The organism is Plantactinospora sp. CNZ321 (genome assembly GCF_004217235.1).
Window position 1 is genome coordinate 673318 of the sequence record NZ_SHKQ01000001.1, and the last position, 25231, is coordinate 698548.

Annotated in this window: 21 protein-coding genes; all 21 read right to left on the reverse strand. The window is 73.1% G+C overall.

Annotated elements, in window-relative coordinates; translation table 11 throughout:
* Positions 1-284: 284 nt before the first annotated feature.
* The 21 genes from EV371_RS02895 to EV371_RS02995 all read right to left on the reverse strand — a co-directional run bounded on the left by EV371_RS02895 (position 285) and on the right by EV371_RS02995 (position 25230).
* Positions 285-1778, reverse strand: coding sequence for a MinD/ParA family ATP-binding protein (locus EV371_RS02895; protein ID WP_486484903.1), 1494 nt, complete (start codon positions 1776-1778; stop codon positions 285-287).
* Between the two features lie 441 nt (positions 1779-2219).
* Positions 2220-3332 (reverse strand): hypothetical protein, encoded by a 1113-nt coding sequence (locus EV371_RS02900; protein ID WP_130460670.1) that lies wholly within the window; start codon positions 3330-3332, stop codon positions 2220-2222.
* A 38-nt stretch (positions 3333-3370) separates the two neighbouring features.
* On the reverse strand, positions 3371-4249 hold the full coding sequence (locus EV371_RS02905) for an RluA family pseudouridine synthase (RefSeq protein ID WP_130460671.1): 879 nt from the start codon (positions 4247-4249) through the stop codon (positions 3371-3373).
* 77 nt (positions 4250-4326) lie between these two features.
* A complete protein-coding gene (gene lspA / locus EV371_RS02910; RefSeq protein WP_486484904.1) occupies positions 4327-4971 on the reverse strand; it encodes a signal peptidase II in 645 nt (214 codons plus the stop codon).
* 38 nt (positions 4972-5009) lie between these two features.
* Positions 5010-5429 (reverse strand): TraR/DksA family transcriptional regulator, encoded by a 420-nt coding sequence (locus EV371_RS02915; RefSeq protein WP_130460673.1) that lies wholly within the window; start codon positions 5427-5429, stop codon positions 5010-5012.
* A 435-nt stretch (positions 5430-5864) separates the two neighbouring features.
* Positions 5865-7367, reverse strand: coding sequence for a potassium/proton antiporter (locus EV371_RS02920; protein WP_130460674.1), 1503 nt, complete (start codon positions 7365-7367; stop codon positions 5865-5867).
* 220 nt (positions 7368-7587) lie between these two features.
* Positions 7588-7893 carry a DUF167 family protein gene (locus EV371_RS02925; RefSeq protein ID WP_130460675.1) on the reverse strand — a complete coding sequence of 102 codons (306 nt, stop codon included), beginning with the start codon at positions 7891-7893 and terminating at the stop codon, positions 7588-7590.
* Between the two features lie 60 nt (positions 7894-7953).
* Positions 7954-8697, reverse strand: coding sequence for a hypothetical protein (locus EV371_RS02930; RefSeq protein WP_130460676.1), 744 nt, complete (start codon positions 8695-8697; stop codon positions 7954-7956).
* 69 nt (positions 8698-8766) lie between these two features.
* Positions 8767-9576 carry a DivIVA domain-containing protein gene (locus tag EV371_RS02935; RefSeq protein WP_130460677.1) on the reverse strand — a complete coding sequence of 270 codons (810 nt, stop codon included), beginning with the start codon at positions 9574-9576 and terminating at the stop codon, positions 8767-8769.
* Positions 9577-9616: 40 nt separating this feature from the next.
* Positions 9617-9925 carry a YggT family protein gene (locus tag EV371_RS02940; protein ID WP_130465615.1) on the reverse strand — a complete coding sequence of 103 codons (309 nt, stop codon included), beginning with the start codon at positions 9923-9925 and terminating at the stop codon, positions 9617-9619.
* A 29-nt stretch (positions 9926-9954) separates the two neighbouring features.
* On the reverse strand, positions 9955-10659 hold the full coding sequence (locus tag EV371_RS02945; RefSeq protein ID WP_130460678.1) for a cell division protein SepF: 705 nt from the start codon (positions 10657-10659) through the stop codon (positions 9955-9957).
* Between the two features lie 194 nt (positions 10660-10853).
* Positions 10854-11603: a YggS family pyridoxal phosphate-dependent enzyme gene (locus tag EV371_RS02950; protein WP_130460679.1), complete on the reverse strand. Its 750-nt coding sequence runs from the start codon at positions 11601-11603 to the stop codon at positions 10854-10856.
* 8 nt (positions 11604-11611) lie between these two features.
* Positions 11612-12709: a cell division protein FtsZ gene (gene ftsZ / locus EV371_RS02955; protein ID WP_130460680.1), complete on the reverse strand. Its 1098-nt coding sequence runs from the start codon at positions 12707-12709 to the stop codon at positions 11612-11614.
* 351 nt (positions 12710-13060) lie between these two features.
* Positions 13061-13870, reverse strand: coding sequence for a cell division protein FtsQ/DivIB (locus tag EV371_RS02960; protein ID WP_207230388.1), 810 nt, complete (start codon positions 13868-13870; stop codon positions 13061-13063).
* A 137-nt stretch (positions 13871-14007) separates the two neighbouring features.
* On the reverse strand, positions 14008-15495 hold the full coding sequence (murC, locus tag EV371_RS02965; protein WP_130460682.1) for a UDP-N-acetylmuramate--L-alanine ligase: 1488 nt from the start codon (positions 15493-15495) through the stop codon (positions 14008-14010).
* Positions 15496-15976: 481 nt separating this feature from the next.
* On the reverse strand, positions 15977-17083 hold the full coding sequence (murG, locus tag EV371_RS02970) for an undecaprenyldiphospho-muramoylpentapeptide beta-N-acetylglucosaminyltransferase (protein WP_130460683.1): 1107 nt from the start codon (positions 17081-17083) through the stop codon (positions 15977-15979).
* Complete coding sequence (locus EV371_RS02975) at positions 17083-18657, reverse strand: peptidoglycan glycosyltransferase FtsW (protein WP_130460684.1); 1575 nt, start codon at positions 18655-18657, stop codon at positions 17083-17085. Before EV371_RS02975 ends, murG begins: the two co-directional genes overlap by 1 nt.
* Positions 18658-18800: 143 nt before the next feature.
* Positions 18801-19931, reverse strand: coding sequence for a phospho-N-acetylmuramoyl-pentapeptide-transferase (gene mraY / locus EV371_RS02980; RefSeq protein WP_130460685.1), 1131 nt, complete (start codon positions 19929-19931; stop codon positions 18801-18803).
* Between the two features lie 40 nt (positions 19932-19971).
* Positions 19972-21378, reverse strand: coding sequence for a UDP-N-acetylmuramoyl-tripeptide--D-alanyl-D-alanine ligase (locus tag EV371_RS02985; protein WP_130460686.1), 1407 nt, complete (start codon positions 21376-21378; stop codon positions 19972-19974).
* Positions 21375-22946, reverse strand: coding sequence for a UDP-N-acetylmuramoyl-L-alanyl-D-glutamate--2,6-diaminopimelate ligase (locus EV371_RS02990; protein WP_130460687.1), 1572 nt, complete (start codon positions 22944-22946; stop codon positions 21375-21377). Before EV371_RS02990 ends, EV371_RS02985 begins: the two co-directional genes overlap by 4 nt.
* Before the next feature lie 52 nt (positions 22947-22998).
* Entirely contained in the window at positions 22999-25230 is a 2232-nt protein-coding gene (locus EV371_RS02995; RefSeq protein WP_130460688.1) for a peptidoglycan D,D-transpeptidase FtsI family protein, read from the reverse strand.
* Position 25231: the final 1 nt, after the last annotated feature.

A 25231-nucleotide genomic window follows, 5' to 3' on the forward strand; every position in this document is an offset into this window, starting at 1 on the left:
GGCGCGAACCGTGCGCCCCCGGCACGGGGTCGGACCCCGCCGGCGCGGCTGCCGGCCACCGAGCCTAGCCCCAGGGCCCGTCTCTCTCCAGGCTTGACACCCGACCAGGCGAGCTGTCCCACATTCCACCCCACCCGATCCGTCGCGGAGTGATCGCACTGCTGCGGAGTGATCGCACTACTGATGGGAAAGAGTGGCCCATACCCACCGGACGGCCACTCTTTCCCGGGTAGAGCGCGAGTCTTCCCGGGTAGAGCGCGAGCTTCCCGCGGCGCGGCGGCGGGTCAGCGGGCGAACGGCTCCAGCATCATCGACGCCGCCTGCATCCAGGCGTCCCGGGTCTCCTGGGCCAGCTGGGCGTACTCGATCGACGAGCCGGTCTCCAGCGCCGGGTCGTACGGCACCACCGCCACCGCACGGGTCCGGGTGGCGAAGTGCCGCTTCAGGTCGTCGAGCAGCGGGGACCGGCCCGGGGTCGGGCAGGAGAGCAGGGTGACGGCGTTGTCCGCCAGCTCGCCCATGCCGATGTCGTGCAGCAGGTCGAGCATCCAGTCGGCGGTGAACGCGGCGTCCTCCCGGGGCACCGTGGTGACCACCAGTTGGTCGGCGGCGCGCAGCACCGTCTGCCAGTTGGAACTCTCCACGTTGTTGCCGGTGTCCACACAGATCACGTCGTGGGTGCGGCGGAGCAGTTCCAGCACCCGCCGGACGGTGTGCTGGTCGAGACGCTGGGCGAACCGGGGGCTCTCCTCGCCGGCCAGCACGTCGTACGAGCCGTCGGAGGCGTGCCGGAGGTAGTCGTCGAGCCGGTCGATCAGCTGGGTGCTGGGCAGCACCTCGATCTCGATCAGGTCGGCGACCAGGTGCCGGATCGTCCGGGCGTGCCGGGCGCTGCCGGCCCGCAGGCCGAGGGTGCCGCGCAGCTCGTTGTCGTCCCAGGCGAGGACGCCACGGCCGCGTACGCTGCCCACCGTCGCGGCGGCGAGCACCGTCGCCGTGGTCTTGTGCACGCCGCCCTTCGGGTTGGCGAAGGCGATCACCCGGGGAGAGCCGAGTTCGCGGCGGAGCACGTTCCGGGCGCGTTCCACCTCGGGGTCGGCCGAACGCTGCTGCCGGCTCGGATACGGCTCGACGCTGGCCCGGCGGGACACCGGGGCGTACCCGATGTCCGTCGCCGGATAGCCGGCGGCCGGCGGATGCCCCGGTGCCGGGGCAGGTACCGGGACGATCGGCGGGGCGGCCGACGGCGCCAGCGCGCTACGCGGTGCCGGAACCGACCGGCCGGTGGCCGGGGCCGGCGCCGCCCGCTGCGGCAGGGCCGACCCGGCGCCCGGGTCGGGGCGGCGGGCCGGGGCCGGCGCGCCCGGCAGGGCCGGACGCGGCGCCGGTACCACCGGCGGCGAGGGCTGGTAGCCACCGCCGAGCGCGGCGTAGCGGGACTCGCCGGGAAAGTCCGGGCCAGCCGGTTCGGGCCGGTAGGGTTCCACCGGTTCGGGCCGGTAGCCGGGCTCTGGCCGGAAGGACTCCGGGTCTGGCCGGAAGGACTCCGGGTCTGGCCGGTAGCCGGGGTCGCGTCCGTAACCTCCGCCCGGGTGGTCGGGCTCCCGCCGGTCGACGCCCGGCCGGTGCTCCGGGCCGGACCGATAGCCGGGCTCGGCGGGATGGCCGGGGCCGGGCCGATAGCCGGGCTCGGCGGGATGGCCGGGGCCCGGTCGATAGCCGGGCTCGGGCGGGCGCCCGCCGCCGAATCCGGGATCGGGCCGGTAACCGCTCTCCAGAGCGGCGTAACGGGACTCCCCCGGATGACCGGCCCCGGCGGCGTACCCGGACGAGGGTGGATAGCCGGGCGCGGGCGGGTGACCGGGAGACGATGTCCAGGGGTCGGCGTCGGGCCCGCCCGGATGGCCGTTGCCGGGGTGCCGGCCGGCGGTACGCCCGCCGTCGGCGGCCGGGCCCGACCCGGGTCGCTCGTCGGGAACCTGCTGCTCGTCGGTCCGGCCACCGTGCAGAGCCCGGTCGAGCAGCGCCCGCCAACGCGGCGCTGATTCCGCCGGCCGGCCCCAGCCGGTCTCGGTGCCGTCCACGGCTCGCCCCTCCCAGCACCATCGGTCCCCGCCCTGACAGGCTACGAAGCAAACCCTATTCGGGCCACCTAGGGAGCGCACCCACCGCCGTCGGCGTGCCCGCCGTCGACCAGACGTCCATCGTGCCCCGCGTCGTCATGTCCCGCCGCCCACTCCGGTCGCGGATGGATCGGCCGAAGGTTCCGGCGCCGTCCGGCTCGACGAGTTCTCGACCAGTGGCGAGTCGGCCGACGGGTCCGGCTCGGGCGGGGGGTCGTCGACCGGCGCGTCCACGGTGGGCGGCGGTTCGGTCACCCCCGGACCGGTCGGGCCGGCGGTGGCGGTGGCCGGCGGGTCGGGCGGATCGGCCACCGGACCGGCCGAGGTCGGCGGGGATGCCGGGTCCGCCCCCGGCTCACCCCCGGCCGACGGCCCGTCGTCGGTCGCCGGCATGCTCGCATCGGCCGGCGGGCGCGCCACGTCGTCCTGTTCGGGCAGCGGCGGGGTGAAGACGGTTCGATCCAGCCGCCGCACCTCCGGCGCCGGATCCACCGCCCGAACCTCGGGTCGGGCGGCGATCCGTTCCAGCACGGCCGGATCGCCCCGCACCACGGCGGCGTACACGCACGAACACCCGGCCCGGTAGGCGGTCGCCTCCTCGTCGGCGACCCGGGCCCCGCTCGCGTAGTACAGCCGCAGTTCGCGCTCCCGGGCACCGTCGCCGGTGACCCCGGCCGCCCGCTCCTGATAGTCCCGGGCCTCCTGGTCCTTGCGGGCCGCGACCTCCGCCATCCCGGCGACCACGTCGTCCGGAACCCGCAGGGCCGGAATGCGCACGATCTCGGTCTGGGTGCCGGGACGCCACAGCCGGGCGAAGACCTCCGAGACACCGATCCCGGCCAGTACCGGAGTCAGCCGGTCCGGTGCCAGGTAGGCCGACATGGTCACCAGGGCGTACGTCGGCTGGGCCGGGTCGGCGGCAGCGGCCTCGACCAGTGCTCGCAGCTCTCCCCGGCTCGCCTCCACGTAGCCGGGGATGGACTGGCCCTGCGTCACCCCTACCCGGGTCACCTCGCCGACGGTCGGGTCGCCGACCGGCCGCGGGTCGGCCGCCCAGACGGCGGTGACCAGCACGGCCGCCGAGCAGAACAGCGCGACCGTGGTCAGCAGTCGGAGCCGCAGCCGGCCGTGCCCGAGCCGGGCCATGCCCCGGGCCAGGGGCGGCAACAGTCGGTTGTCCAACTGTCGCAACAGGTCGCCGAGGCGCACGGACGTAACTCCCTCGTCGGGTGATCCCTGCCGGTCGGTCAGTCGCGCAGGATGCGGAGTGCAACTTCCAGGTCGTCAGGGTAGTCGCTGACGAACCGGACCTGCTCGGCCGTCCGGGGGTGAGCGAAGGCCAACTCGCGGGCGTGCAACCACTGGCGGGTGAGCCTGAGCCGGGCCGCAAGGGTGGGATCGGCACCGTATGTCAGATCACCGACACACGGATGCCGCAGGGTGGAGAGGTGCACCCGGATCTGGTGGGTACGCCCGGTCTCCAGCCGTACGTCGAGCAGGCTCGCCGCCGGAAACGCCTCCAGGGTGTCGTAGTGGGTGATGCTCGGCTTGCCGCCGGCCATCACCGCCCACCGGTAGTCGTGGATCGGGTGCCGGTCGATCGGGGCGTCGACCGTGCCGCGCAGCGGGTCGAGGTGGCCCTGCACCACCGCGTGGTAGCGCTTCTCCACCTCGCGCGCCTTGAACGCCCGCTTCAGGAGGCTGTATGCCTGCTCGCTCTTGGCCACCACCATCACCCCGGTGGTGCCGACGTCCAACCGGTGCACGACGCCCTGCCGCTCGGCGGCGCCGCTGGTCGCGATGGTGTGCCCGAGCGCGGCCAGCCCGCCGATCACCGTCGGGCCGGTCCACCCGGGACTCGGGTGCGCCGCCACCCCGACCGGCTTGTCGACCACCACGATGTCCTCGTCCGAGTGCAGCACCCGCAGTCCGGGCACCGTCTCCGGGATCACGGTCGGCGCGGTGGGCGGCGCCGGCAGCACCACCTCCAGCCAGGAGCCGGCCGAGACCCGGTCGGACTTGGGCCGAATCGCACCGTCGACGAGGGCGTCACCGGCCTCGACCAGTGCGGCCGCCACGGTGCGGGAGAGGCCGAAGAGCCGGGACACCGCCTGGTCCAGGCGCATGCCGTCGAGTCCGTCGGGCACCGGGAGTGAGCGGCGGTCGCCTGCGGGCCGCGTCGGACCCGCGTCGGAGATGGAGGTCACGACAGGTCCCGTCGCTCGGACTCGGTCCCGGCGTTCCCCGGCCGGGAGCGCGGTCGGGTGCCGTCCCGCTGCCGGCCGGTCAGCTCCAGCAGCACCGCCAGGACGACGCCGGTGACCAGGGCACTGTCCGCCAGGTTGAAGATCGGCCAGACCTGACCGTACGGGTCGAAGAGGCTTACCATGTCGACCACGTGCCCGACGAAGACACCGGGGGCGCGGAAGATCCGGTCGGTCAGGTTACCGAGCGCCCCACCGAGTACCAGGCCGAGCGAGATGGCCCACGGCAGCGAGCGCAGCCGGATCGCCATCCAGCCGATCCAGCCGATCACGCCGGCCGTGACCAGCGGGAAGATCCAGGTGTGGTCGGAGGCGAGGCTGAACGCGGCTCCGCTGTTGCGGGTCAGGGTCAGGTAGACCGCACCGCCGAGCAGGCGTACCGGGTCGCGGTCGGTCAGGGCGGCCAGGGCGAGGTGCTTCGTGCCGAGATCGGCGAGCCAGGCCAGTACGGCGGTGGCCAGCAGTACCGTGACGGCCGTCCGCCGGCTTCGCGCCGGTGCGGGTCGGGCCGGGCCGGGCCCGGTCGTCGGGGCCTCGACGGCCGGCCCGTCGTCGGTGGTCGTCCGCTCGTCGTCGATGTTCAGCAGGGATCCCTTTCCTGAGGTTCACCACCCGGTGGGGCTCACCGGCGCTCCTCCAACTGCTTGCACGAGACGCACAGCGTGGCGGATGGGAACGCGGCGAGCCGCTCCACCGGGATCGGGTTGCCGCACCGCTCGCACCAGCCGTAGCTGCCCTCGTCAAGCCGCTCCAGTGCCCGCTCCACCTGGGTGATGCGTTCCAGGATGCTGTTGGCGAGGGAGATCTCCTGCTCCCGCTCGAACGTCTTGGTGCCGGTATCGGCCTGGTCGTCCCCGGCCGAGTCGGTCAACCGGTCGCGCTGCAGCTCGGTGATCTCGCTCAGCGTCTGATCGTACTCGGCACGGAGCTCGTCCCGGCGGGCCGCCAGGGCAGCGCGGATCTTCTCGGTCTCCGCGGCGCTCCGTGACGCCTTCGGGGCCGACTTGCGGCCGGCCGTCCTGGTCTCTGCGGGCTTAGCCATCGTCGCTCCCTCGGCCGCGGACTCCGCGGCGATCGGCCGTGCCTGAACAGGAACCTCCGACGCTCCCGTGGCGGTCCGGCGGGTCCTGCACGGTGCGGTCGCTCCGGCGGGCGCGACCGGTGGGGTGCTGCCGGCGGCGGGATCCGCCGCCGCCGGGTCCCGGGGACGCCGGACGCGGGTGCCGCGCGGCGGTGCGAGGCTGCCGGGCGGCGCCGGGGGCGAACGACGAACCGGACTTTCCGGTTGTCTCGCCTCCCACTCCCGCCCGTCCGACCACGACGTCCCCCAATTGCAAAACGGGCGCGCGGCGGGACGCCGCGCACTCCGGAGGTTGGCAAGAATACGGAACGTACAGACGTCCGACAACATGCCGCACCGATGTTACTGACTTCAACCTGTAATAACCCACAAAACCGGGCAAAAGGAATAATAGCACTATTTGTTGCGTTCGTCCCCGTACTCCCCAAACCAGCGGGCCAGCCGCCCGCGCCGGTTCACCGCCCGCAGCCGACGCTCGACCTCGTCCCGTACCCGCGCGGTGGCCACGATCAACAGGCTGTCCCCCACCTTCAGCCGGGTGTCCGGCCCCGGCACGAAACCGGCACCGTCCCGGGAGACCAGCGTGACCGAGGCACCCACCGGCAACCGCAGCTCGTCCAGGTGTACGCCGACCAGCCGGGAGCCCGGCGGGATCTCCAACTGCAACAGGTCCGCCTGCATCCGTTCCAGCGGAGCGGTCTCCACCCGCAGCTCGGTCGGCTCGGCCGGGGCGGCGATGCCCAGCCGGCGGGCCACCGGGGCGAGGGTGCCGGCCTGCACCAGGGTGAAGATCACCACAAGCACGAAGACGGTGTCGAAGAGCCGGTCGGCCCCGGGCAGCCCCTCGGAGAGCGGAATCGTGGCCAGCACGATCGGCACCGCGCCGCGCAGTCCCGCCCAGGACAGGAACGCCTGCTCCCGCAGTCCCACCCGGACTCCGACCACGCTGACCAGGACCGACAGCGGCCGGGCCAGCAGGGTCAGCGCCAGCCCGGTGACCACGGCGGGCAGCAGCGCGTTTTCCAGCCGACCCGGGGAGCTGAGCAGGCCCAGCAGCACGAACAGGCCGATCTGGGCCAGCCAGGCCAACCCGTCGGCGAAGCCGAGGATCGCCTGCCGGTGCGGCAGCCGCGAGTTGCCCAGCACCACCCCGGCGACGTAGACCGCGATGAAGCCGGAGGCGTGCAGCACGTTGGCGACGCCGTACGCCAGCACGGTGAGGCCGACCGCGGCGATCGGGTAGAGCCCGGAGGACGGCAGGGCGGCCCGATGCAGGGTCCACCGCCCGAGCATCCCCACCCCGAAGCCGAGTACGGCCCCAGCGACCAGCTCGTAGCCGACCAGCAGCACCTCGTACCACCAGACGTGCCCGGCCAGTGACGTGGTGGAGAGGAGCACCACCAGCAGTACCACCGGGGCGTCGTTCATCCCCGACTCGGCCTCCAGGGTGGTCACCAGCCGGCGTGGCAGCCGCAGCCAGCGCAGCGTGGCGAAGACCGCCGCCGCGTCGGTGGAGGAGAGCACCGCGCCGTAGAGCAACGCGAGCCGCCAGTCCAGGCCGAGCAGGGCGTGCACCACGACCCCGACCACGCCGATGCTGACCACCACCCCGACCGTGGCCAACGTGACGGAGAGGCCGAGTACCGGTCGCAGGGTGCTCCACCGGGCGGTCAGGCCCCCCTCGGCGATGATCACGATCAGCGCGCAGTAGCCGAGCATCCGGGTCAACTCGGCGTCGTCGAACTGGATGCCGAGGCCGGATTCACCGATCGCCACCCCGATGGCGAGATAGACCAGCAGGCTCGGTACGCCGAGCCGGCTCGACAGCCGGACCGCACCGACCGCGACGAGCAGTACGGCCGCGCCGACCAGCAGGGCGACGTCGAGCCGCTCGGTCACGGCTGCCGCGCGCGGGGCCGGGCGATCACCGCACCACCCCGCCGGCTCGCGTCTCGGCTCTTCCGGCTCGCGTCGCAGACCCGCCGACTCGCGTGCCGGACCCGCTGGCTCGCGTCGCAGACCCGCCGACTCGCGTGCCGGACCCGCTGGCTCACGCGGCGGATCGGCGCCGGGCTTCGTGGGCGGCCGCGACCGACCGCGGCGGGAGATCGTGCAGGGCTCACCGGCCGGATCCGTCGCGCAGTTGACGCAGCCGCGCGTCGACCGCGGAGTCGGCCCCGTCGACCAGAAAGAGCTTGTCCCGGCTGGCCGCGCCGGCACGCAGGCTGACCGCCGACGGACGCAACCGGAGCGCCTCGGCGAGCGCCCGCCGGGCCGCCTCGGTGGCCCGGCCCTCGGCCGCCGGAGGATGCACCGCGATCACCAGCGCCGGACCGTACGGGCCGTCGAACCGGCCGCCGACCCGGGCCCGGGACGCGCCGGGCTTGACCCGGACCGCGACGGTCAGCGCCGTGGGTTCGGTCACCGCGCCCACACCGGAACCGTCCACCCTCCCGGGACGCCGGTGGCCGTTGGCGCCCCGCCGTCAGCCCTGGCGCGCATCGGTGAGCAGGGCGGTTGCCGGCGCGCAGCGCCCACACGGAGTGAAGCCGAGCTCCACCGCCTCGCTCACCGGAAGCGGTTCACTTTCCCAACCGGACAGGTGTGGACAGTCGGCAAGGTGGTAGCGCGGCCGGCCGTCGACCACGTACACGTCGTCGAGCAGGGCGGCGACCAGCGCCGCGTCGGCCTCGGAGACCGGCTGGGGCGCCGGCTCGTCCGCCGGGACGTCGTCGTCCGGCTCACCCAGCCCGGCCGGCTCACCCTGCCCGGCCGGATCGGTCGCCGGCGCCGCCGATCCGCCGGCCGGTTGCCGCCAGCCGGTGTCGTCGGTCTCGGCGCCGGGTCGGGCGGCCTGGGCGGGAACGGTGACCTCGACCGGCTCGGTCAGCACCGACCCGTTCCCGGGGGTCGGGTCGACCGCGCCGTTGCCGCCGAGGCGGGGATCCGTCGGCGCCATTCGGGCACCGGTTTGCGGGCGGCGACCGCGCCGGTCGCCGGGCTCACCGCCGCCAGGGGCGGTCAGCCCGTCGTCATCGGGCCCGTCCGGGGCGAAGCCGCTGGCCACGCCCCGTACCGCCGCCGCCTGCCGAGCGCCCACCACCAGTGCGACGGCGGCCAGCAGACTGACCGCGATCGAGCTGATCAGAAGACCGCTCGACCCGCTCCCCAGGCCGAGCACCAGCAGCACGACGGCGGCGAGGATGAGCACGAGACTGCCGACTATCACGGCTCACCCCCGACGCATCGGTTCCGGTTGTCGTAGCGTCCTGTCGCACCGTGCTGCTGTCCTGGGAGGTCAGCGCCCGGTCTCGAGTGCGCCGGAGCGACCGCTCCCGCCGTACGAGTTCGCCAGGCCCGCGGTGGCGAGGCCGGGGGTGCTGCCACCGGACCGATTGCCGTCGGTCCGGGTCATCTCCACCTCAAGGCCCTGGCCACGCCCGTCGAGGTCACGCAACTGGCTCTCCAGGTACGCCTTGAGCCGGGTGCGGTACTCACGCTCGAACTGCTTGAGTTCCTCGATGTGCTTCTGGAGTGCGGTGCGCTTGGCATCCAGCCCGCCCATCGCCTCCTGGTGCCGCTGGCGGGCGTCCCGCTCCAGCGCGTCGGCCTTGGCCCGCGCCTCGCGGGTTACCTCCTCGGCCTTGGTCCGCGCCTCGGAGAGCAGCTGGTCCGCCTCGCGGCGGGCGTCGGAGACGTGGTCGTCCGCCGTGCGCTGGGCCATCATCAGCACCCGGAGAGCCTGCTGCTCCCCGTCGGCGCCGCCGACCGCCGGGCCGCCCTGGGCCCGGACCTGCTCCAGCTCGGCCTGCATCGCCCGGGCGGCCTGCTCGGCCGCAGCCTTGTCGCGCTGCACCCGGTCGAGCTGGGCCTTGACGTCGCTGAGCTCCGCGGCGAGGCGTGGGTCGGGGCCCGGGCCGGCTGGCGCGCCGCCACGGCCACCGCGCTCCACCTGGGCACGCAGCTCGTTGTTCTCCTCGATCAGACGGGCGAGCTCGCGCTCGACCTCGTCCAGAAACGCGTCGACTTCCTCCTCGTCATAGCCCCGCTTGCCGATAGGCGGCTTCTTGAAGGCGACGTTGTGCACGTCGGCCGGGGTCAGCGGCATCGAAACTCCTCGGGTCAGTTGCGGCCGCGTGGCACGCCGGTCACCAGGTTGTTGAACTGTTGATCAACGGCCCTAACACGAATCTCATCAGCACGAACAGGATAACCAGGAGCACAAGGGAGGCCAGGTCGATGCTCACGGTACCAATTCGCAATGGGGGGATCACACGCCTCAACGCCTTGAGAGGGGGATCAGTGACGCTCCACACCGACTCCATTCCCGCTGCCGCCCCCCGGCTCGGTTGCCAACGGCGACCGTACTGAAGGACGGCACCTAGGACAAACCGGGCCAAAAGCACCAGGAGGAACACGTAAACGATCAGGTAGAGGACCTGAAACAGGATGGACAGAAACACGGCAGGCGGATCCCTCGGTCGGGCTAACTCAGGCTGAAAAACCCACCCTCAGCGATCTTGGCCTTGTCCTCGGCGGTGACCTGGACGTTAGCCGGTGAGAGTAGGAACACCCGGTTGGTCACGCGCTCGATCGTACCGCGCAGCCCGAACGCCAGACCGGCGGCGAAGTCGACCAATCGGCGGGCATCGGCCTCATCCATCTCGGTGAGGTTGATGATCACCGGAACGCCGTCCCGGAAGTGCTCGCCGATGGTGCGGCCCTCGCGGTAGGTGGTGACGTGCAGCGTCGTGATCTGGTAACGCTGCTCCGGCTGCTCGACCGGTACCGGTCGCTCGCGCAACTGCGCCTGCGGCGCGAGTGCGAGATTGTCCCGGGTCTGGTACGTCAGCGCGGTGGACGGCTCGGCGCCACTCGGCCGGCTGATCGACCGTACGCTGGATCGCTCCGTGCGGTCGGTCCGCTCCGGACGGTCACCGTCGACGCGGTCATGCTCGACGGAACGGCCCATGTTGCGCTCGGCGAGCCGGGTCCGCTCGCCGGCCCGGGGCCGGGGTGGCGGAGCGTCGTCCTGCTCCTCGTCCTCGTCGGCGAACTCGTCGGCGTACCGGCTCTGCCGGTAACGCGACTCGCGGTAGCCACTCTTCTCGTAGCCACCGTCGTCGTAGGCCCGCTCGTCGTCCTCCTCGACGAGCCCGAGCCAGACCCCCGCCTTGCGCAGTGCACCCATCCCGCGCCCCTCCGTCCGCCGTGCGACACACACCCCCCCGTGCCGTGCCCCTGTCACGCGCGTGAACACTGCAGTGCCCACCGGCCCGAGACGGCAACCCCCGGCACGACCGTGAAACTGGTCTCACCCCGACCCCCGCCAGTGGGGATGTCGCCTCAAACAACACTGATGTAGTTTGGTGTCCGATTGCCAGGCTACCGCAGCGTGCTACGCATTCCGAGCAACGCGCTGCCGATCCGCACATGTGTCGCGCCGTAGGCGATCGCCGCCTCCAGGTCACCGCTCATCCCCGCCGACACCGCGGTCGCCTCCGGATGGTCGGCCCGCAGCCTGGCGGCGATCCCGGCCAGCGCGGCGAAGGCGGGCTCCGGATCCGCCCCGAGCGGGGCGACCGCCATCACTCCACCCAGGCGCAGCCGATCCGAGCCGGCCACCGCCGCGGCGACCTGTTCGACCCCCCGGTCCGGGTCGTCACCGGCGACAAGCGCACCGCCCCGGGCCGCGGCACCGTCCAGGTTGATCTGGACCAGCACCTCCAGCGGGCGATCCCGGTGCCGCGCGGCCGCGTCGGCCAGGGCGCCGGCCAGCCGTACGCTGTCCACCGAGTGCACCACGTCGGCGTACCGGACGACGGAGCGGGCCTTGTTTCGCTGGAGCTGCCCGACGAAGTGCCAGCGCGGCCGGGCACCGGCCGCCGCCACCTCGGCCGCCTTCGGCGCGGCCTCCTGGTCGCGGTTCTCCCCCACGTCGCGCACGCCCAGCCCGGCCAGGAGCACCACGTCGGAGGCCGGGTAGGTCTTGGTCACCGCGACCATGGTGACGTCGGCCGGATCCCGGCCCGCCGAGACGCAGGCGGCGTCGATCCGGGACCGTACCCGGGCCAGGTTGGCCGCGAGTTCTGCCCGGCGCTCGTGCTCCGGCGCCGGGAGGGGTGGTTCGGTCATCGGGCTGCTCAGGAACCGTTCTTCAGGAAGTCCGGCACGTCCACGTCGTCGAAGAGCACCCGGCGCGGGGCCTGGGCCGGCGGCGACGGAGGCGGCGAGACCGGCGCGACGGCCGGCGGGCTGACCTTACGGGCCTGCTCGACCGGCTTGTACGCCGGGGCACCGCCGTCGAAGCCGGCCGCGATCACCGTCACCCGGACCTCGTCGCCGAGCGCGTCGTCGATCACGGCACCGAAGATGATGTTCGCGTCTGGGTGGGCGGCGTCGGTGACCAGCTGCGCCGCGTCGTTGATCTCGAAAAGGCCGAGGTCGGAGCCGCCGGCGATGGAGAGCAGCACCCCCCGGGCTCCGTCCATGCTCTGCTCCAGCAGAGGGCTGGAGATGGCCGCCTCGGCCGCCTCCACCGCCCGGTTCTCCCCCCGGGCGCTGCCGATGCCCATCAGCGCGCTGCCGGCGCCGCTCATCACGCTCTTGACGTCGGCGAAGTCCAGGTTGATCAGACCCGGCGTGGTGATCAGGTCGGTGATCCCCTGCACACCGGAGAGCAGCACCTGGTCGGCCTGCCGGAAGGCGTCCATCATGCTGATGCCCCGGTCGCCGAGCGCGAGCAGCCGGTCGTTCGGGATGACGATCAGGGTGTCGCACTGGTTGCGCAGCTCGTCGATGCCGGCCTCGGCCTGCACCTGCCGGCGCTTGCCCTCGAAGGAGAACGGCCGGGTCACCACACCGATGGTGAGCGCGCCCAGCTTACGGGCGATGTTCGCCACCACGGGAGCGCCACCGGTGCCGGTGCCACCGCCCTCGCCACAGGTCACGAAGACCATGTCGGCGCCCTTGAGCACCTCCTCGATCTCGTCGCGGTGGTCCTCGGCGGCGTTCTTGCCGACGTCCGGGTTGGCGCCGGCACCCAGCCCTCGGGTCAGCTCCCGACCCACGTCGAGCTTGACGTCGGCGTCACTCATCAACAGGGCCTGGGCATCGGTGTTGATCGCGATGAACTCGACGCCCTTGAGTCCGACCTCGATCATCCGGTTCACGGCGTTGACGCCGCCGCCGCCGATGCCGACGACCTTGATGACCGCCAGGTAGTTGTGCGGAGGTGTCATCGCCGGTCCTTTCCTTCGATCTCGGCGGCCGCCACCCCGCCCGGCGATCCGGCCGGAGCGAGGCCGACAACCATTCGGTACGAGAGGCGAAGGGTAACCCTCACCCTCTACTAGAGGCTTACAGTTATGTCAACCATTGATCCTCTCGGGGCAACGTATGCGTACGCGCGGCCGAACCCAAGGACCTGCGCGGCGTGTCGGCACGCCCGCCGACAAACGTCACCGGCGAGCCGACCGACCGGCGTGTCGACCCGACCGACCGGCGCCGCGTGCCGCACCATCGCGCATCCGGCGAGCACCGCCGGATGCGCCCGGTCCGCACAGCCCGGTCAGCATCGCCGCGCAGTCCGGTCAGCGGATGGTCACCACGTCCGGGGTCCGGACGTCGACGACGTCCCCCTCGCGCGCCAGCAACGACGTCGCCACCTGCGCCTTGGTGTCGCTGCGCGAGGCGTCGCCCCAGAGCACCGTACGGCCGCCACGCAGTTTGACGGTGATCCGGGCCGGGCCCTCCACCACCAGCTCCCCGAGGCGGTCCCGCAGCTCCGGGGTGAGGTTGGCGAGCACGGTCAGCGCCCCCTTCGTCGCGGGGTCGTCGGGCCCGGGTGTACGCAGCCGGACCAGCGGCATCCCGGCCGGCCGGTCCGGTCGGGTCTGGAAGACCACCCCGGCGGCGTCGAGCACCAGAAAGCGCCGGTTCTGCGGTACCACCGCGACCGGGCTGCGTTCCACCACCTCGATCCGCAGGGTGTTCGGCCACTGCCGGGACACCGTCACCCGGGCCACCGGCGGCAACTCGGCGACCCGGGCCCGGACCGCGTCGAGGTCGACCCGGGCCAGTGGAACGCCCTCGGTCACCTGGGCCGCCTGGCGCACCTGGTCGTCGGTGACCAGGGTGGCGCCGACGACCCGCAGCGTCCGGAAGCCGAAGAGCGAGGTGCCGTACACGACCCCGGCACCGGCCAGGCTGAGCACCAGCACTCCGGCGAGTACCGTCCACGGCAGCGCGGCACGCACCCGGCGCTGCCGGGCCCGGCGGGTGAACCGGCGTACCGACGGCGGCACCGCGTCGGTGCCGGCCCGGACCAGCCGCCAGCTCCGGTCGGCACCGCGGCCCGTGCCCGACCGGCCGGTCCCGGGGCGGCCCGCCCCGGAACGCACACCGCCCGCGCCCGGACCGCCCCGGGCGGAGCGTCCCGTGCCCCGTCCAGCGGCGCCCCGGCCACCCTGCCCGGGCCCGCCGGAGCGACCGCCCGGAGCAGCCGGACCTCCGGACCTGCCCCGGGACGTGCCCGGGCTCATCCGGCGTCGCTGGCTGCCCCGGCGCCGTTCGAGGTCGCCCCGGCCTCCTGCCCGGCGGCCCCCGACCGGCTCCCGGCCAGCACGTCGAGCAACTCGTCGCCCATCATCGAGATCGGCGGCGCGCCCATGGTCACCACCACGTCACCCCGACGGGCCCGGCGAGCCACCTCGGCCGGTACCTCCTCCCAGGAGGGCTGGAAGACCTTCCGCTCGGCCGGCAGGTCGATCGCCTCGGTCAGCGCCGCCCCGCCCTCGCCGGGAGCCCGGACCTCACCCGGGGCGAAGACCTCCAGTACCACCGCCTCGTCGGCGATGGAGAGCGCGGTGGCCATCTCCGACAGGAGGTCCCGGGTCCGGTAGAGCCGGTACGGCTGGAAGACGACGATCAGTCGGCCGTCGCCGGCCACCTCGCGCAGGGTCTTGAGCGCGGCGGTCATGGAGGTCGGGTGATAGGCGTACTCGTCGTAGACCTGGACGCCGGCCGCCACCCCCTTGCGCTCGAACCGGCGGCGTACCCCGGGGAAGGAGGCCAGCGTCGACGTCACGGAATCCATCGGCAGGCCGAGCTTGCCGGCGGTGAGCACCGCCGAGGCGCTGTTCAGCCCGATGTGCGCGCCAGGCACCGGCAACCGGATCTCGCCCAGCGACTGCCCGCCCAGGGTGGCGAGGTAGCGTACGCCGCCGGCCGACGAGACCACGTCCGTCAGCCGCAGGTCGGCGCCGGGGTCCGTGCCGTAGGTGTACACCGTCCGCCCCTCGGCACGCAGCTTCTCCGCCATCCGCCGGGTGCCCGGGTCGTCCGCGCAGGTCACCACGAACCCTTCCGGGTCGGTCAGCCGGGCGAAGTCGACGAACGCCTCCTCCAGCCCGGCGTAGTCGCCGTAGGTGTTGAGGTGGTCCTCGTCGATGTTGGTGATGATCGAGACGTACGGCCGGTAGAGCAGGAAGGACCGGTCGCTCTCGTCCGCCTCGGCGACGAAGTACTCACCGCTGCCGTGGTGGGCGTTCGAGCCCACCTCGGAGATCTCCCCGCCGATCACGAACGACGGGTCCTGGCCGGCGTGCTGGAGGATCAGCGTCACCATCGAGGTGGTGGTGGTCTTACCGTGGGTGCCGGCGACCGCGATGGTCCGTCGGCCGGTCATCGCCGCGGCCAACGCCTCCGACCGGTGCAGCACCCGCAGCCCGCGCTCCCGGGCGGTGACCAGCTCCAGGTGGTCCTGCGGGATCGCGCTGGAGTAGACCACGGTGTCGACGCCGTCCAGGTTCGTCGGCGCGTGGCCCATGTGGATGGTGCCGCCCAGCGCCCGCAGCCCGGCCAGCGCCGGCCACTCCCGCAGTTCACTGCCGGAGACCCGCAGACCCCGGGTGAGCAGCAGCCGGGCCAGCCCGCTCATGCCGATCCCACCGACCCCGATCAGGTGAATGCTGCCCAGGTCTTCGGCGGCGAGCGTGCCGACCGGGCTGAACTGCGCGGTGTTCATGACACCAGCCTTCCACTCGGAATCCGTCGGGTCACCGGCTTGCCCACACTCACGGACACCATCACCGGACCGGCTTTCGCTCGCGACTGCGGGGCTCGCAAACCCGGCTCACTCCTCGCGCTCACCGGACCGGCTTCCGCTCGCGACTGCGGGGCTCGCAAACCCGGCTCACTCCTCGCGCTCACCGGACCGGCTTCCGCTCGCGACTGCGGGGCTCGCAAACCCGGCTCACTCCTCGCGCTCACCGGACCGGCTTCCGCTCGCGACTGCGGGGCTCGCAAACCCGGCTCACTCCTCGCGCTCACCGGACCGGCTTCCGCTCGCGACTGCGGGGCTCGCAAACCCGGCTCACTCCTCGCGCTCACCGGACCGGCTTCCGCTCGCGACTGCGGGGCTCGCAAACCCGGCTCACTCCTCGCGCTCACCGGACCGGCTTCCGCTCGCGACTGCGGGGCTCGCAAACCCGGCTCACTCCTCGCGCTCACCGGGCCACCGCCTCGTAGACGAAGTCGAGCAGGGCCTCGTCGCCGTCGCGGCGGCCGTAGCCGGCGGCGGCGGCGCCCATCGCGGCCAGCCGGCGCGGGTCGCGGATCAGCGGGATCACGGTGTGCTCGATCCAGGCGGAGGTCATCTCGGAGTCGTCGACCAGCAGTCCGCCACCGGCTTCGACCACCGGCAGGGCGTTGCGCTTCTGCTCCTGGTTGCTGTGCGGGTACGGCACGTAGACGGTGGGCAGCCCGATCGCCGCCACCTCGGCGCAGGTCATCGCCCCGCCCCGGCCCAGCATCAGGTCGGCGGCGGCATAGCCCAGCTCCATCTGCGAGAGGTACGGCAGGGTCACGTACGGCACCGGCAGGTCGGCCGGGACGTTGACCGGCTCGTTGCGGGCGCCGATCACGTGCAGCACCTGCACCCCGGCGGCGGCGAGCGACTTGGCCGCTCCGGCCACCGCCAGGTTGATCGAGCGGGCCCCCTGGGAACCGCCGGCCACGAAGAGGGTCGGCAGGTCCGGGTGCAGACCGAACTGCCGGCGTGCCGCCGCCCGGTGCGCCGCCCGGTCGAGCCTGCTGATGCCGCGCCGCAGCGGCACCCCGACCACCCTGGCGTTGCGCAGCGACTCGGCCTGGGCCGGCTGGTGCGGGAAGCCGACCGCCACGTGCTTGGTGAACTTCATGCCGAGCCGGTTCGCCACCCCCGGGGGCACGTTCACCTCGTGGATCACAATCGGCAGTTCCCGGCGCCACGCCGCGAGGTAGGCGGGCACCGAAACGTAGCCGCCGAACCCGATCACGACGTCGGCACGTACCTCGTCGATCACCTTTCCGGCGGCCCGGGCGGCTTTCCACATCCGGTCCGGAGTACGCATCAGGTTCATGTTGACCGACCGGGGAAGCTGATACGCCGGGATCTGCCGCAGGTCGTAGCCGTGCGGCGGAATCAGTTCGTTCTCCAGCCCCTTCGGGGTGCCGACGCAGGTGATCCGTACTCCCGGGTCGTGCTGGCGCAGGCAGTCGGCGAAAGCGAGTAACGGGTAGATGTGCCCACCCGTGCCTCCTCCCGCTAGCACCACCGACCGCAGCGGACCCATCAGCGTCTCCTCTCGCTCGCCGTACCGGCGCGCCCTCGCCTCGCCCGGCCACCTGCTGGCCCGGCCTCGGGCTCCCGCCGCCGCCCGGTCCCGGCCCGGGACGCGGGCTCTCGGGGGGCCGGCGCGGGTAGCTTCCCACGACGGCGCGCCGAGGGAAGCGGCGGCAGCGGGGCCCAGAGTAGCCGTACCCATCGGGGCGCCGGACGGGCGTGCAGGGCACGCGCGGCGTCCGGTTCGGCGCGGGCGAACGAGGCGAGCATGCCGATCGCGGCGAGGGTCACCACCAGGGCGCTGCCGCCGTCGGAGATGAACGGCAGCGGCAGGCCGGTGATCGGCAGCAGCCCGACCACCCCACCGATGTTGATCACCGCCTGGCTGACCAGCCAGGCGGTCGCGGCGGTGGCGGCCAGCCGGCGGAACGGATCGGCGACCCGGCGGGCGATCCGCAACCCGGTGTACGCCAGCACCGCGAAGAGGGCCAGCACCACGGCACAGCCCACCACGCCCAGGTCCTCGGCGAGGATGGCGAAGATGAAGTCGTTGTGCGCCTCGGGCAGCCAGTTCCACTTCAGGCTGCTCTTGCCCAGCCCGACGCCGAACCAGCCGCCGTTGTCGATCGCGTACCTGGCCTGGAGGTACTGGTAGCAGTCGGTGAGTCCGCACTCGTCCGGCGGCGGCGGGTTGAAGAACATGGTGAGCCGGGTCAGCCGGTAGTTCTTGGCGCCCTCCTCACCGGACCCCGCGCCGATCGAGGCGGCGGCGACCAGCAGCCCGACCCCGATCAGGCCGAAGACCGAGAGGGTGGCGAAGACCCGCTTGCGGATGCCGGCCGCCCAGAGCAGCCCGACCACGACGGCGAGCAGGCAGAGCATGGTGCCCAGGTCGTTGTAGCCGACCAGCAGGAAGAGCAGGCCGACCACCGGGAAGAGCGGGGTGGCCAGCTCCCGCCACCAGCCGAGCGCGGCGCCCTTGCGGGCGATCATGTCCGCACCCCAGAGCACCAGACCGAACTTCGCCAGTTCGGAGGGCTGCAGCTGGATCGGACCGATGTACAGCCAGAGCTGCCAGGCCTCCAGCGGGCCGAGGACGGCGTCCCGGTCGTCGCCGTTGAGCTTGTCCCACAGGTGCAGGACGTCCAGCAACACCAGCAGCAGGGCCGCGACGCCGAGGGTCGGCAACCCGAGCACCCGGAAGGTGCGGGCCGGCAGGCGCTGGCAGATCCAGAAGGCCACCAGCCCGATCAGCGCGAAGAGCGCCTGCTTGGCGACCATCGCGAAGGGGTTGCCGTCGGCGGCGGACGCCCGGACGCTGGTCGCCGAGAAGACCATCGTCAGCCCGATCAGCAGCAGCAGCCCGGAGCTGGAGATGAGCAGGTAGTAGGAGGCGAGCGGCCGGGCCAGCAACCCGCGCAGCGCGGCGAGCCCACCGGCCAGGTCGACTCCGGCCGGCGGGTCCGGTGGGCGTACCACGGCGGGGGCGCCCCGGGCGCCGGCCGGGCGTACCCCGGGCAGGTCGCCACCGCCGCCCTCCGGTCGTCCGGTACCGGTGCGTGCCGTTCCCTCGTCCTCCCCCATCCGCCCATCATCGACGCTGGTCCGGCCGGCCTGGCGCAGGCGGCCGACCGGCGTGTCGAACGGTACGGCGTGTCCCCGGACGGGCACCGGCTCCGGCGCCCCCGCCGCCGGGCGGGTCCGGAACCGATCCGCTCCGGCCAAGGTCAGGTGACGGCGGTGAGGAACTCGCTGTAGAACAGGCCGAGGGCGATCGCCACCCCGATCCCGGCGATGATCCAGAACCGTACGACGATGTTGACCTCGCTCCAGCCGGCCAGCTCGAAGTGGTGCTGCAGTGGCGACATCCGGAACACCCGCTTGCCGGTGGTCCGGAACGAGATGATCTGGATGACCACCGACATGGTGATGATCACGAAGAGACCACCGAGGATCGGCAGCAACAGCAGCGTCCGGGTGGACATCGCCATCCCGGCGATCAGACCGCCCAGCCCGAGTGCCCCGGTGTCGCCCATGAAGATCCGGGCCGGTGAGGTGTTCCACCAGAGGAAGCCCACGCAGGCCCCGGCCGCCGCCCCGGCGATCAGGGCGATCTCCAGCGGGTCCCGGACGGTGTAGCAGTACGCACCGCCCCGGACGTAGTCCGAGTCCGCACACCAGTGCCGGTACTGCCAGAAGGCGATCAGCGCGTACGCGGCCAGCACCATCACCGAGGCACCGGTGGCCAGCCCGTCCAGTCCGTCGGTCAGGTTGACACCGTTGGTCGCGGCCATCACCACGAAGATGATGATGATCACCGAGGCGACCTTCCCGACCTCCAGCGCGTCGATGTCCCGGATGAAGGAGAGCGTGGTGCTGCCGACCGTCTCGGTGTTGGTAGCCACGCCCGACGCGTCGGTCATCGTGCTCGGGAAGGAGAGCGCGATCACCCCGAAGACGGCGCCGACCAGGATCTGGCCGAGTAGCTTGCCCCGCTTGTTCAGTCCGGCGCTGTTCCGCTTGCGCACCTTGAGGAAGTCGTCGATGAAGCCGACCGCACCGGAGAAGACCATCAGCCCGAGCAGCACCAGCGCGGTGATGGTCGGCTCCACCTGGGCGATCTGCTCGTCGGGCAGGGTGGTCAGGGCCACGTGTCCGGCGACGTACGCGATCACCGTGGCGACGATGAAGACCACGCCGCCCATCGTCGGCGTGCCCTTCTTACCCTGGTGCATCACCGGGCCCTCGGCCCGGATCGGCTGGCCGGCCTTGAGCCGGGTGAAGACCTTGATGGCGATTGGCGTGGTGAAGAGCGAAATCAGGAACGCCACACCGATGGCGACGATGACCGCCCTCACGCCGGAACGCCTTCCGTCGAATCCCGCCGACCCACCGCGCTCACCGGGCACCGCCCTCGGACTGGACGGCCTCGGCGCGCAGCGCGTCGGCCACCTCCCAGGTGCGGTAGCGCGAGCCCTTCACCAGGACGACGTCGCCCGGCCGCAACTCGCGGCGCAGCGCCTCGACCGCCGCCGCCTGATCGGTAACCAGCACCGACTCTCCTCCCCAATTCGCCATCGCCACCGCGCCGTCGTGGATCGGCGCGGCCGGATCGCCGACCACGATCAGCCGGTCGACGCCCAGCTCGGCCGCGAGCCGACCGACCTGCTCGTGCCCGTCCCGTTCGAAATCGCCCAGCTCGGCCATGTAGCCGAGCACCGCGAAGGTCCGCCGCCGCTCACCCATCCCGGCCAACGCCCGCAGCGCCGCCGAGGTCGAGGCGGGGTTGGCGTTGTAGGAGTCGTCGATCACCGTCACCCCGTCGGTGCGGTCGAAGACGTCCATTCGGCGGGTCGAGGGCAGGCCGAGCTGACCGAGCGCACCGGCCAACTCGGCCAGCGGCATGCCGAGGTCCCGGGCCACCGCCGCCGCGGCGAGCGAGTTGCCGACCTGGTGCCGGCCGCTGATCCCGAGCCGGACCGCCGCCCGCCCCTCCGGCGTGACCAGGGTGTACGACGCCCGCCCGCGATCGTCCAGCCCGACCTGTTCGGCCCGCACCTCGGCGTCGGCGGCCTCGCCCACCAGCACGACCCGGGCGGCGGTGCGGGCCGCCATCGCGCGTACCCGCTCGTCGTCGGCGTTGAGCACCGCGAGCCCGTCGGCCGGCAGCCCTTCGACCAGTTCGCCCTTGGCCTGGGCGATCGCCTCCTGCGAGCCGAACTCGCCGATGTGCGACACGCCCACGTTGAGCACGACCGCGATCCGGGGCGGGGCGATCTCGCACAGGTAGCGGACATGTCCCAGCCCTCGGGCGCCCTTCTCCAGCACCAGGAACCGGGTCTCGGCGTCGGCCTGCAACGCCGTGTACGGGTGCCCCAGCTCGTTGTTGAACGAGCCGGGCGGCGCGACGGTGACACCGAGCCGGGTGGTGAGCTGGGCCACCAAATCCTTGGTGGTGGTCTTGCCGGACGACCCGGTCAGGCCGATCACGGTCAGGTCGGGGAGCCGGTCCAGCACCGCACGGGCCAGCCGGCCGAGCGCGGCCCGGGCGTCCGGGACCAGCACCGTCGGCACCCCGTCGACCGCCCGGGAGCCGAGCACCGCGACCGCACCACCGGTGGCCACCGCCGAAGCCGCGAAGTCGTGCCCGTCCACCTTCTCACCCGGGAAGGCCACGAAGAGCCCGCCGGGACGTACCTTGCGGGAGTCGAACTCGACCGGGCCGGTGACCCGCAGCGTCGGGTCGGCGGCGACCAGCCGGCCGTCGACCGCGGCGGCCACCTCGGACAGGGTCAACGGGATCATCGGCGGCCCTCCACCAGGTTGCCGAACCGGGCGGCGAGCGCGGCGGCCAGCTCGACCCGGTCGTCGAACGGGTACGTCCGGCCCGCGATCTCCTGGCCGCGCTCGTGCCCCTTGCCGAGGACCGCGACCACGTCACCTGGCTCGGCGAGCCGGACCGCCTCCTCGATCGCGTCCCGGCGGCCGGCCACCTCCCGCACCAGCGCCGACCCGCCGACCTGCTCGGCACCGCGCCGCACCTCGGCCCGGATCACTCCCGGGTCCTCGCCGCGCGGGTTGTCGTCGGTGACCACCACCAGGTCGGCTCCGGCCGACGCGGCGGCTCCCATCAGCGAGCGCTTGCCGTGGTCCCGGTCGCCGCCGGAGCCGAGCACGCAGATCAGCCGGTTGCCGGCGCTGGTCAGGTCCCGCAGCGCCCTCAGCGCCGCCACCACCGCGTCCGGGGTGTGCGCGAAGTCGACCACCCCGCGCACCGGGCCGGGCGCCTCGACCAGTTCCAGCCGGCCGGGAACGCCCGGACAGGCCACCACGCCCCGGGCCGCGACCGCCGGATCGACCCCGGCGCCGACCAGCGTGGCGATCGCCAGCAGCGCGTTGGCCACGTTGTGCCGGCCCGGCAGCGCCACCCCCGCCTCGACCGCCAGGCCGTCCGGACCGTACGCGGTGAAGGTCTGGGTGTAGCCGGACTCCCGGATCCCGCCGGCCCGCCAGGTCGCGGCCGGATCGCCGACGGCCGAGTAGGTGACGGTGTCGGGCCGGCGCAGCGGTTCGAGCGCCGGATCGTCGTGGTTGAGCACCTCGACGTCGCACCGGCCGTCGAAGAGCCGCGCCTTGGCCGCGAAGTAGTCGGCGACATCGGCGTGGAAGTCCAGGTGGTCGTGGCCGAAGTTGGTGTAGCCGCCGACGGTGAACCGGACCCCGCCGACCCGGCCCATCGCCAGGGCGTGACTGGAGACCTCCATCGCCACCGCCGTGACACCGCGTTCCCGGGCCGCCGCCAGCATCGCGTGCAGGTCGGTGGCCTCCGGAGTGGTCCGGACGCTTTCCACCACCAGGTCGCCGAGCCGGCACTCCACGGTGCCGATCAGGCCGGTGACACCGCCGGCGGCCCGCAGCCCCGACTCGATCAGGTAGCTGGTGCTGGTCTTGCCAGCGGTGCCGGTGATGCCGACGACGGTCAGCCCGGCGGTCGGATCGCCGTATACCGCGCTGGAAAGCTCGCCGAGCACCGCGCGCGGATCCGGCACGACCAGGGCGGGCAACCCGGCCTCGGCCGCCGCCGGGGCACCGGCCGGATCGGTGAGGACGGCCACCGCGCCGGTCGCCGCCGCCGGTGCCACGAACTCGGCGCCGTGCCGGCGGGCACCCGGGAGTGCCGCGTAGAGGTCGCCGGAGTGCACCTCGCCGCTGGCATGGGTCACCCCGGTGACGGCCAGGTCGGCGGCGTCCGGAGGCGGCTCGGCGCCGACTCGCGCGGCGAGATCGGTGAGCCGGACCGGCGTCACGGCGCGGGGACGGGGATTGCCGGGCACGGCGTCAGACCCTACCCCGTCGGAGGGTCCACCCCGCACAGCCGCCCCGGTGGTTTGCCCGCACCCACCGATGATGTCCCGTTCCGGCAGGTCAGCGCGGATAGACGACGAACTTCGGCGGCGCGGTGCCGGTCGAGGGCACCCGATAGTGCCGCAGGACGTACTCCATCATCTCCTTGAAGGCCGGTGCGGAGACGTCGCCGCCACCACCGGACGGGGTGTGCGCGAAGACCGCGATGACGTACCGCGGGTCGTCCGCCTGGTCCATGCCGATGAACGAGGCGACCTCGCCGGGGGCGTACTCGCCGTTGACCACACGGGATCCGGTGCCGGTCTTGCCGGCGACCCGGTAGCCCTCGATCGCCGCCTGGGTGGCGGTGCCGCCGTCGATGGTCACCGGCGCCTCCAGCAGGGTACGCAGCGCGGCGGCGGTCTCCGGCCGCAGTACCTGCCGGGTCTTCGGGTCGGGTACCGGCTTCCGCTTGCCCTTCGGGCCGATGATCTCGCGTACCAGGTGGGGCTGGACCCAGGTGCCGTCGTTGGCGATCGCGGCGTACGCGGCGGCCATCTGCAACGGGGTGACGTCGACGCTGTGCCCGATCGGCACCGACCCGTACGTCGAGCCGCTGTACTCCGACGGCTTGAGCACCCGGCCGGACGCCTCGCCCGGCACCCCTTCCCCGGTCGGCTGCCCCAGCCCGAACCGGAGCTGGTACTCGTAGACCTTCTCCGCGCCGAGCCGGTCGGCGATCCGGATGGTGCCGACGTTGGAGGAGAACCCGAGCATCCCGGCGACGCTGAGCTTGCGGCCCTGCGCGTTGTGGGTGTCCCGGAACGTCTGGTCGCCCTTGCGGATGCTGTTCGGCGTCGGCCAGGCGGTGTCCGGGGTGATCACCCCCTCCTCCAGCCCGGCGCCGAAGATGACGGCCTTGTGCACCGATCCGGGGTCGACCACGAAGCTGGTGGCGGCGTCGTTGCGGTCGCTGGCGTCGTACTTCTGCCAGTCGGCCGCGTCGTAGGTCGGATAGCTCGCCTGGGCCAGCACCTCGCCGGTGCGTACGTCGAGCACCACGGCCGCCCCGGTGGTGCCGTTGACCTCCTGCATCCGCTTGGCCAGGATCCGCTGCACCATGAACTGCAGGTCCCGGTCGATGGTGAGTTGCAGCGAGCTGCCCGGCCGGGCCGGGGTGACCCGGTTGTAGCCGCCGGGGATCTCGGCGGCCAGTGCCCCCTTGCCGACCTCGTACTCCCGCTCGCCGTTCACCCCGCGCAGCAGCTCGTCGTAGCGGGCCTCGATGCCCTCCAGGCCGACCCGGTCCTGGCTGGTGAAGCCGAGCAGGTTGGCGGCCAGGTCGCCACCGGGGACCTGGCGCCGCTCGTCCCGCCCGGTGCCGATGCCCTTCAGGTTGAGATCCATGATCTTCTCGGCGGTGCCGATCTCGACGCCCCGGGCCAGGTATTCGAAGTTCGACGGACGCCCGTCGGGCCGCTTCCGCTTCCGCATCTCCTCGGTCAGCTTGGAGGCGGGGGTGCCGAGCAGCGGCGAGAGGGCGGTGGCGGTCCGGGCCGGATCGTCGATCATCTCCGGGTCGGCGTAGACGTAACGGGCCTCGACGCTCTCCGCCAGCGCCGCCCCGAAGCGGTCGTAGATGGTTCCGCGGGGGGCGGGCAGGACGACGGTACGCAGCCGGTCGCCGACACCGCCGCCGTCGTACTCCGGGGCGTCGACGACCTGGAGTGCGACCAGCCGGATGCCGATGGTGGTGAACATGGCGAGCGCGAGCAGCGTGCCGAGCCGCAGCCGCCGGTGCGGGTCGGCCAGCCGGGGTGGCCGGCGGGGTCGCCGGGCCGGGCGCCGGGCGGGCGCTCCGGTGCTGGTCCGGGCGGGGCCGCCGGGCGGGTCGGCCGGACGCCGCCGGACCGGCTTGGCGACGTCGGCACCGCCCCGGACGGGGCGTGGGGTGATGGTGCGTCCGGCGGCGGTCGGCACGGTGCGCCGGGCCGTCCGGGTCGCGCCGTTCCGGCCGCCGTCGAGGACCTGCAGCGCTGGCCGGAACGGGTCGGCCGACCGTCCGGTCCTGGGGGTACGCCGGGACCGGCCGCCCTGCTCGGTGGAGCCGCCGTCGACGCCGGGGGTGCGCCGGAGTTCCGGGTTGTCCCGCACGGTCCGGCCGCGCGGGGTGTAGGCCCGGGCGTCGGAGATGCCACCGATGCCGGAGCCGGAGCGGCCGCCGGAGCCGCGTTCGGTGTCCCGGTCGGCGCGCGAAGAGCCGCGCCGGGCCGCCGAAGCGTCCCGGCGCGGCTCGTCCGACCGCGGCGTCACC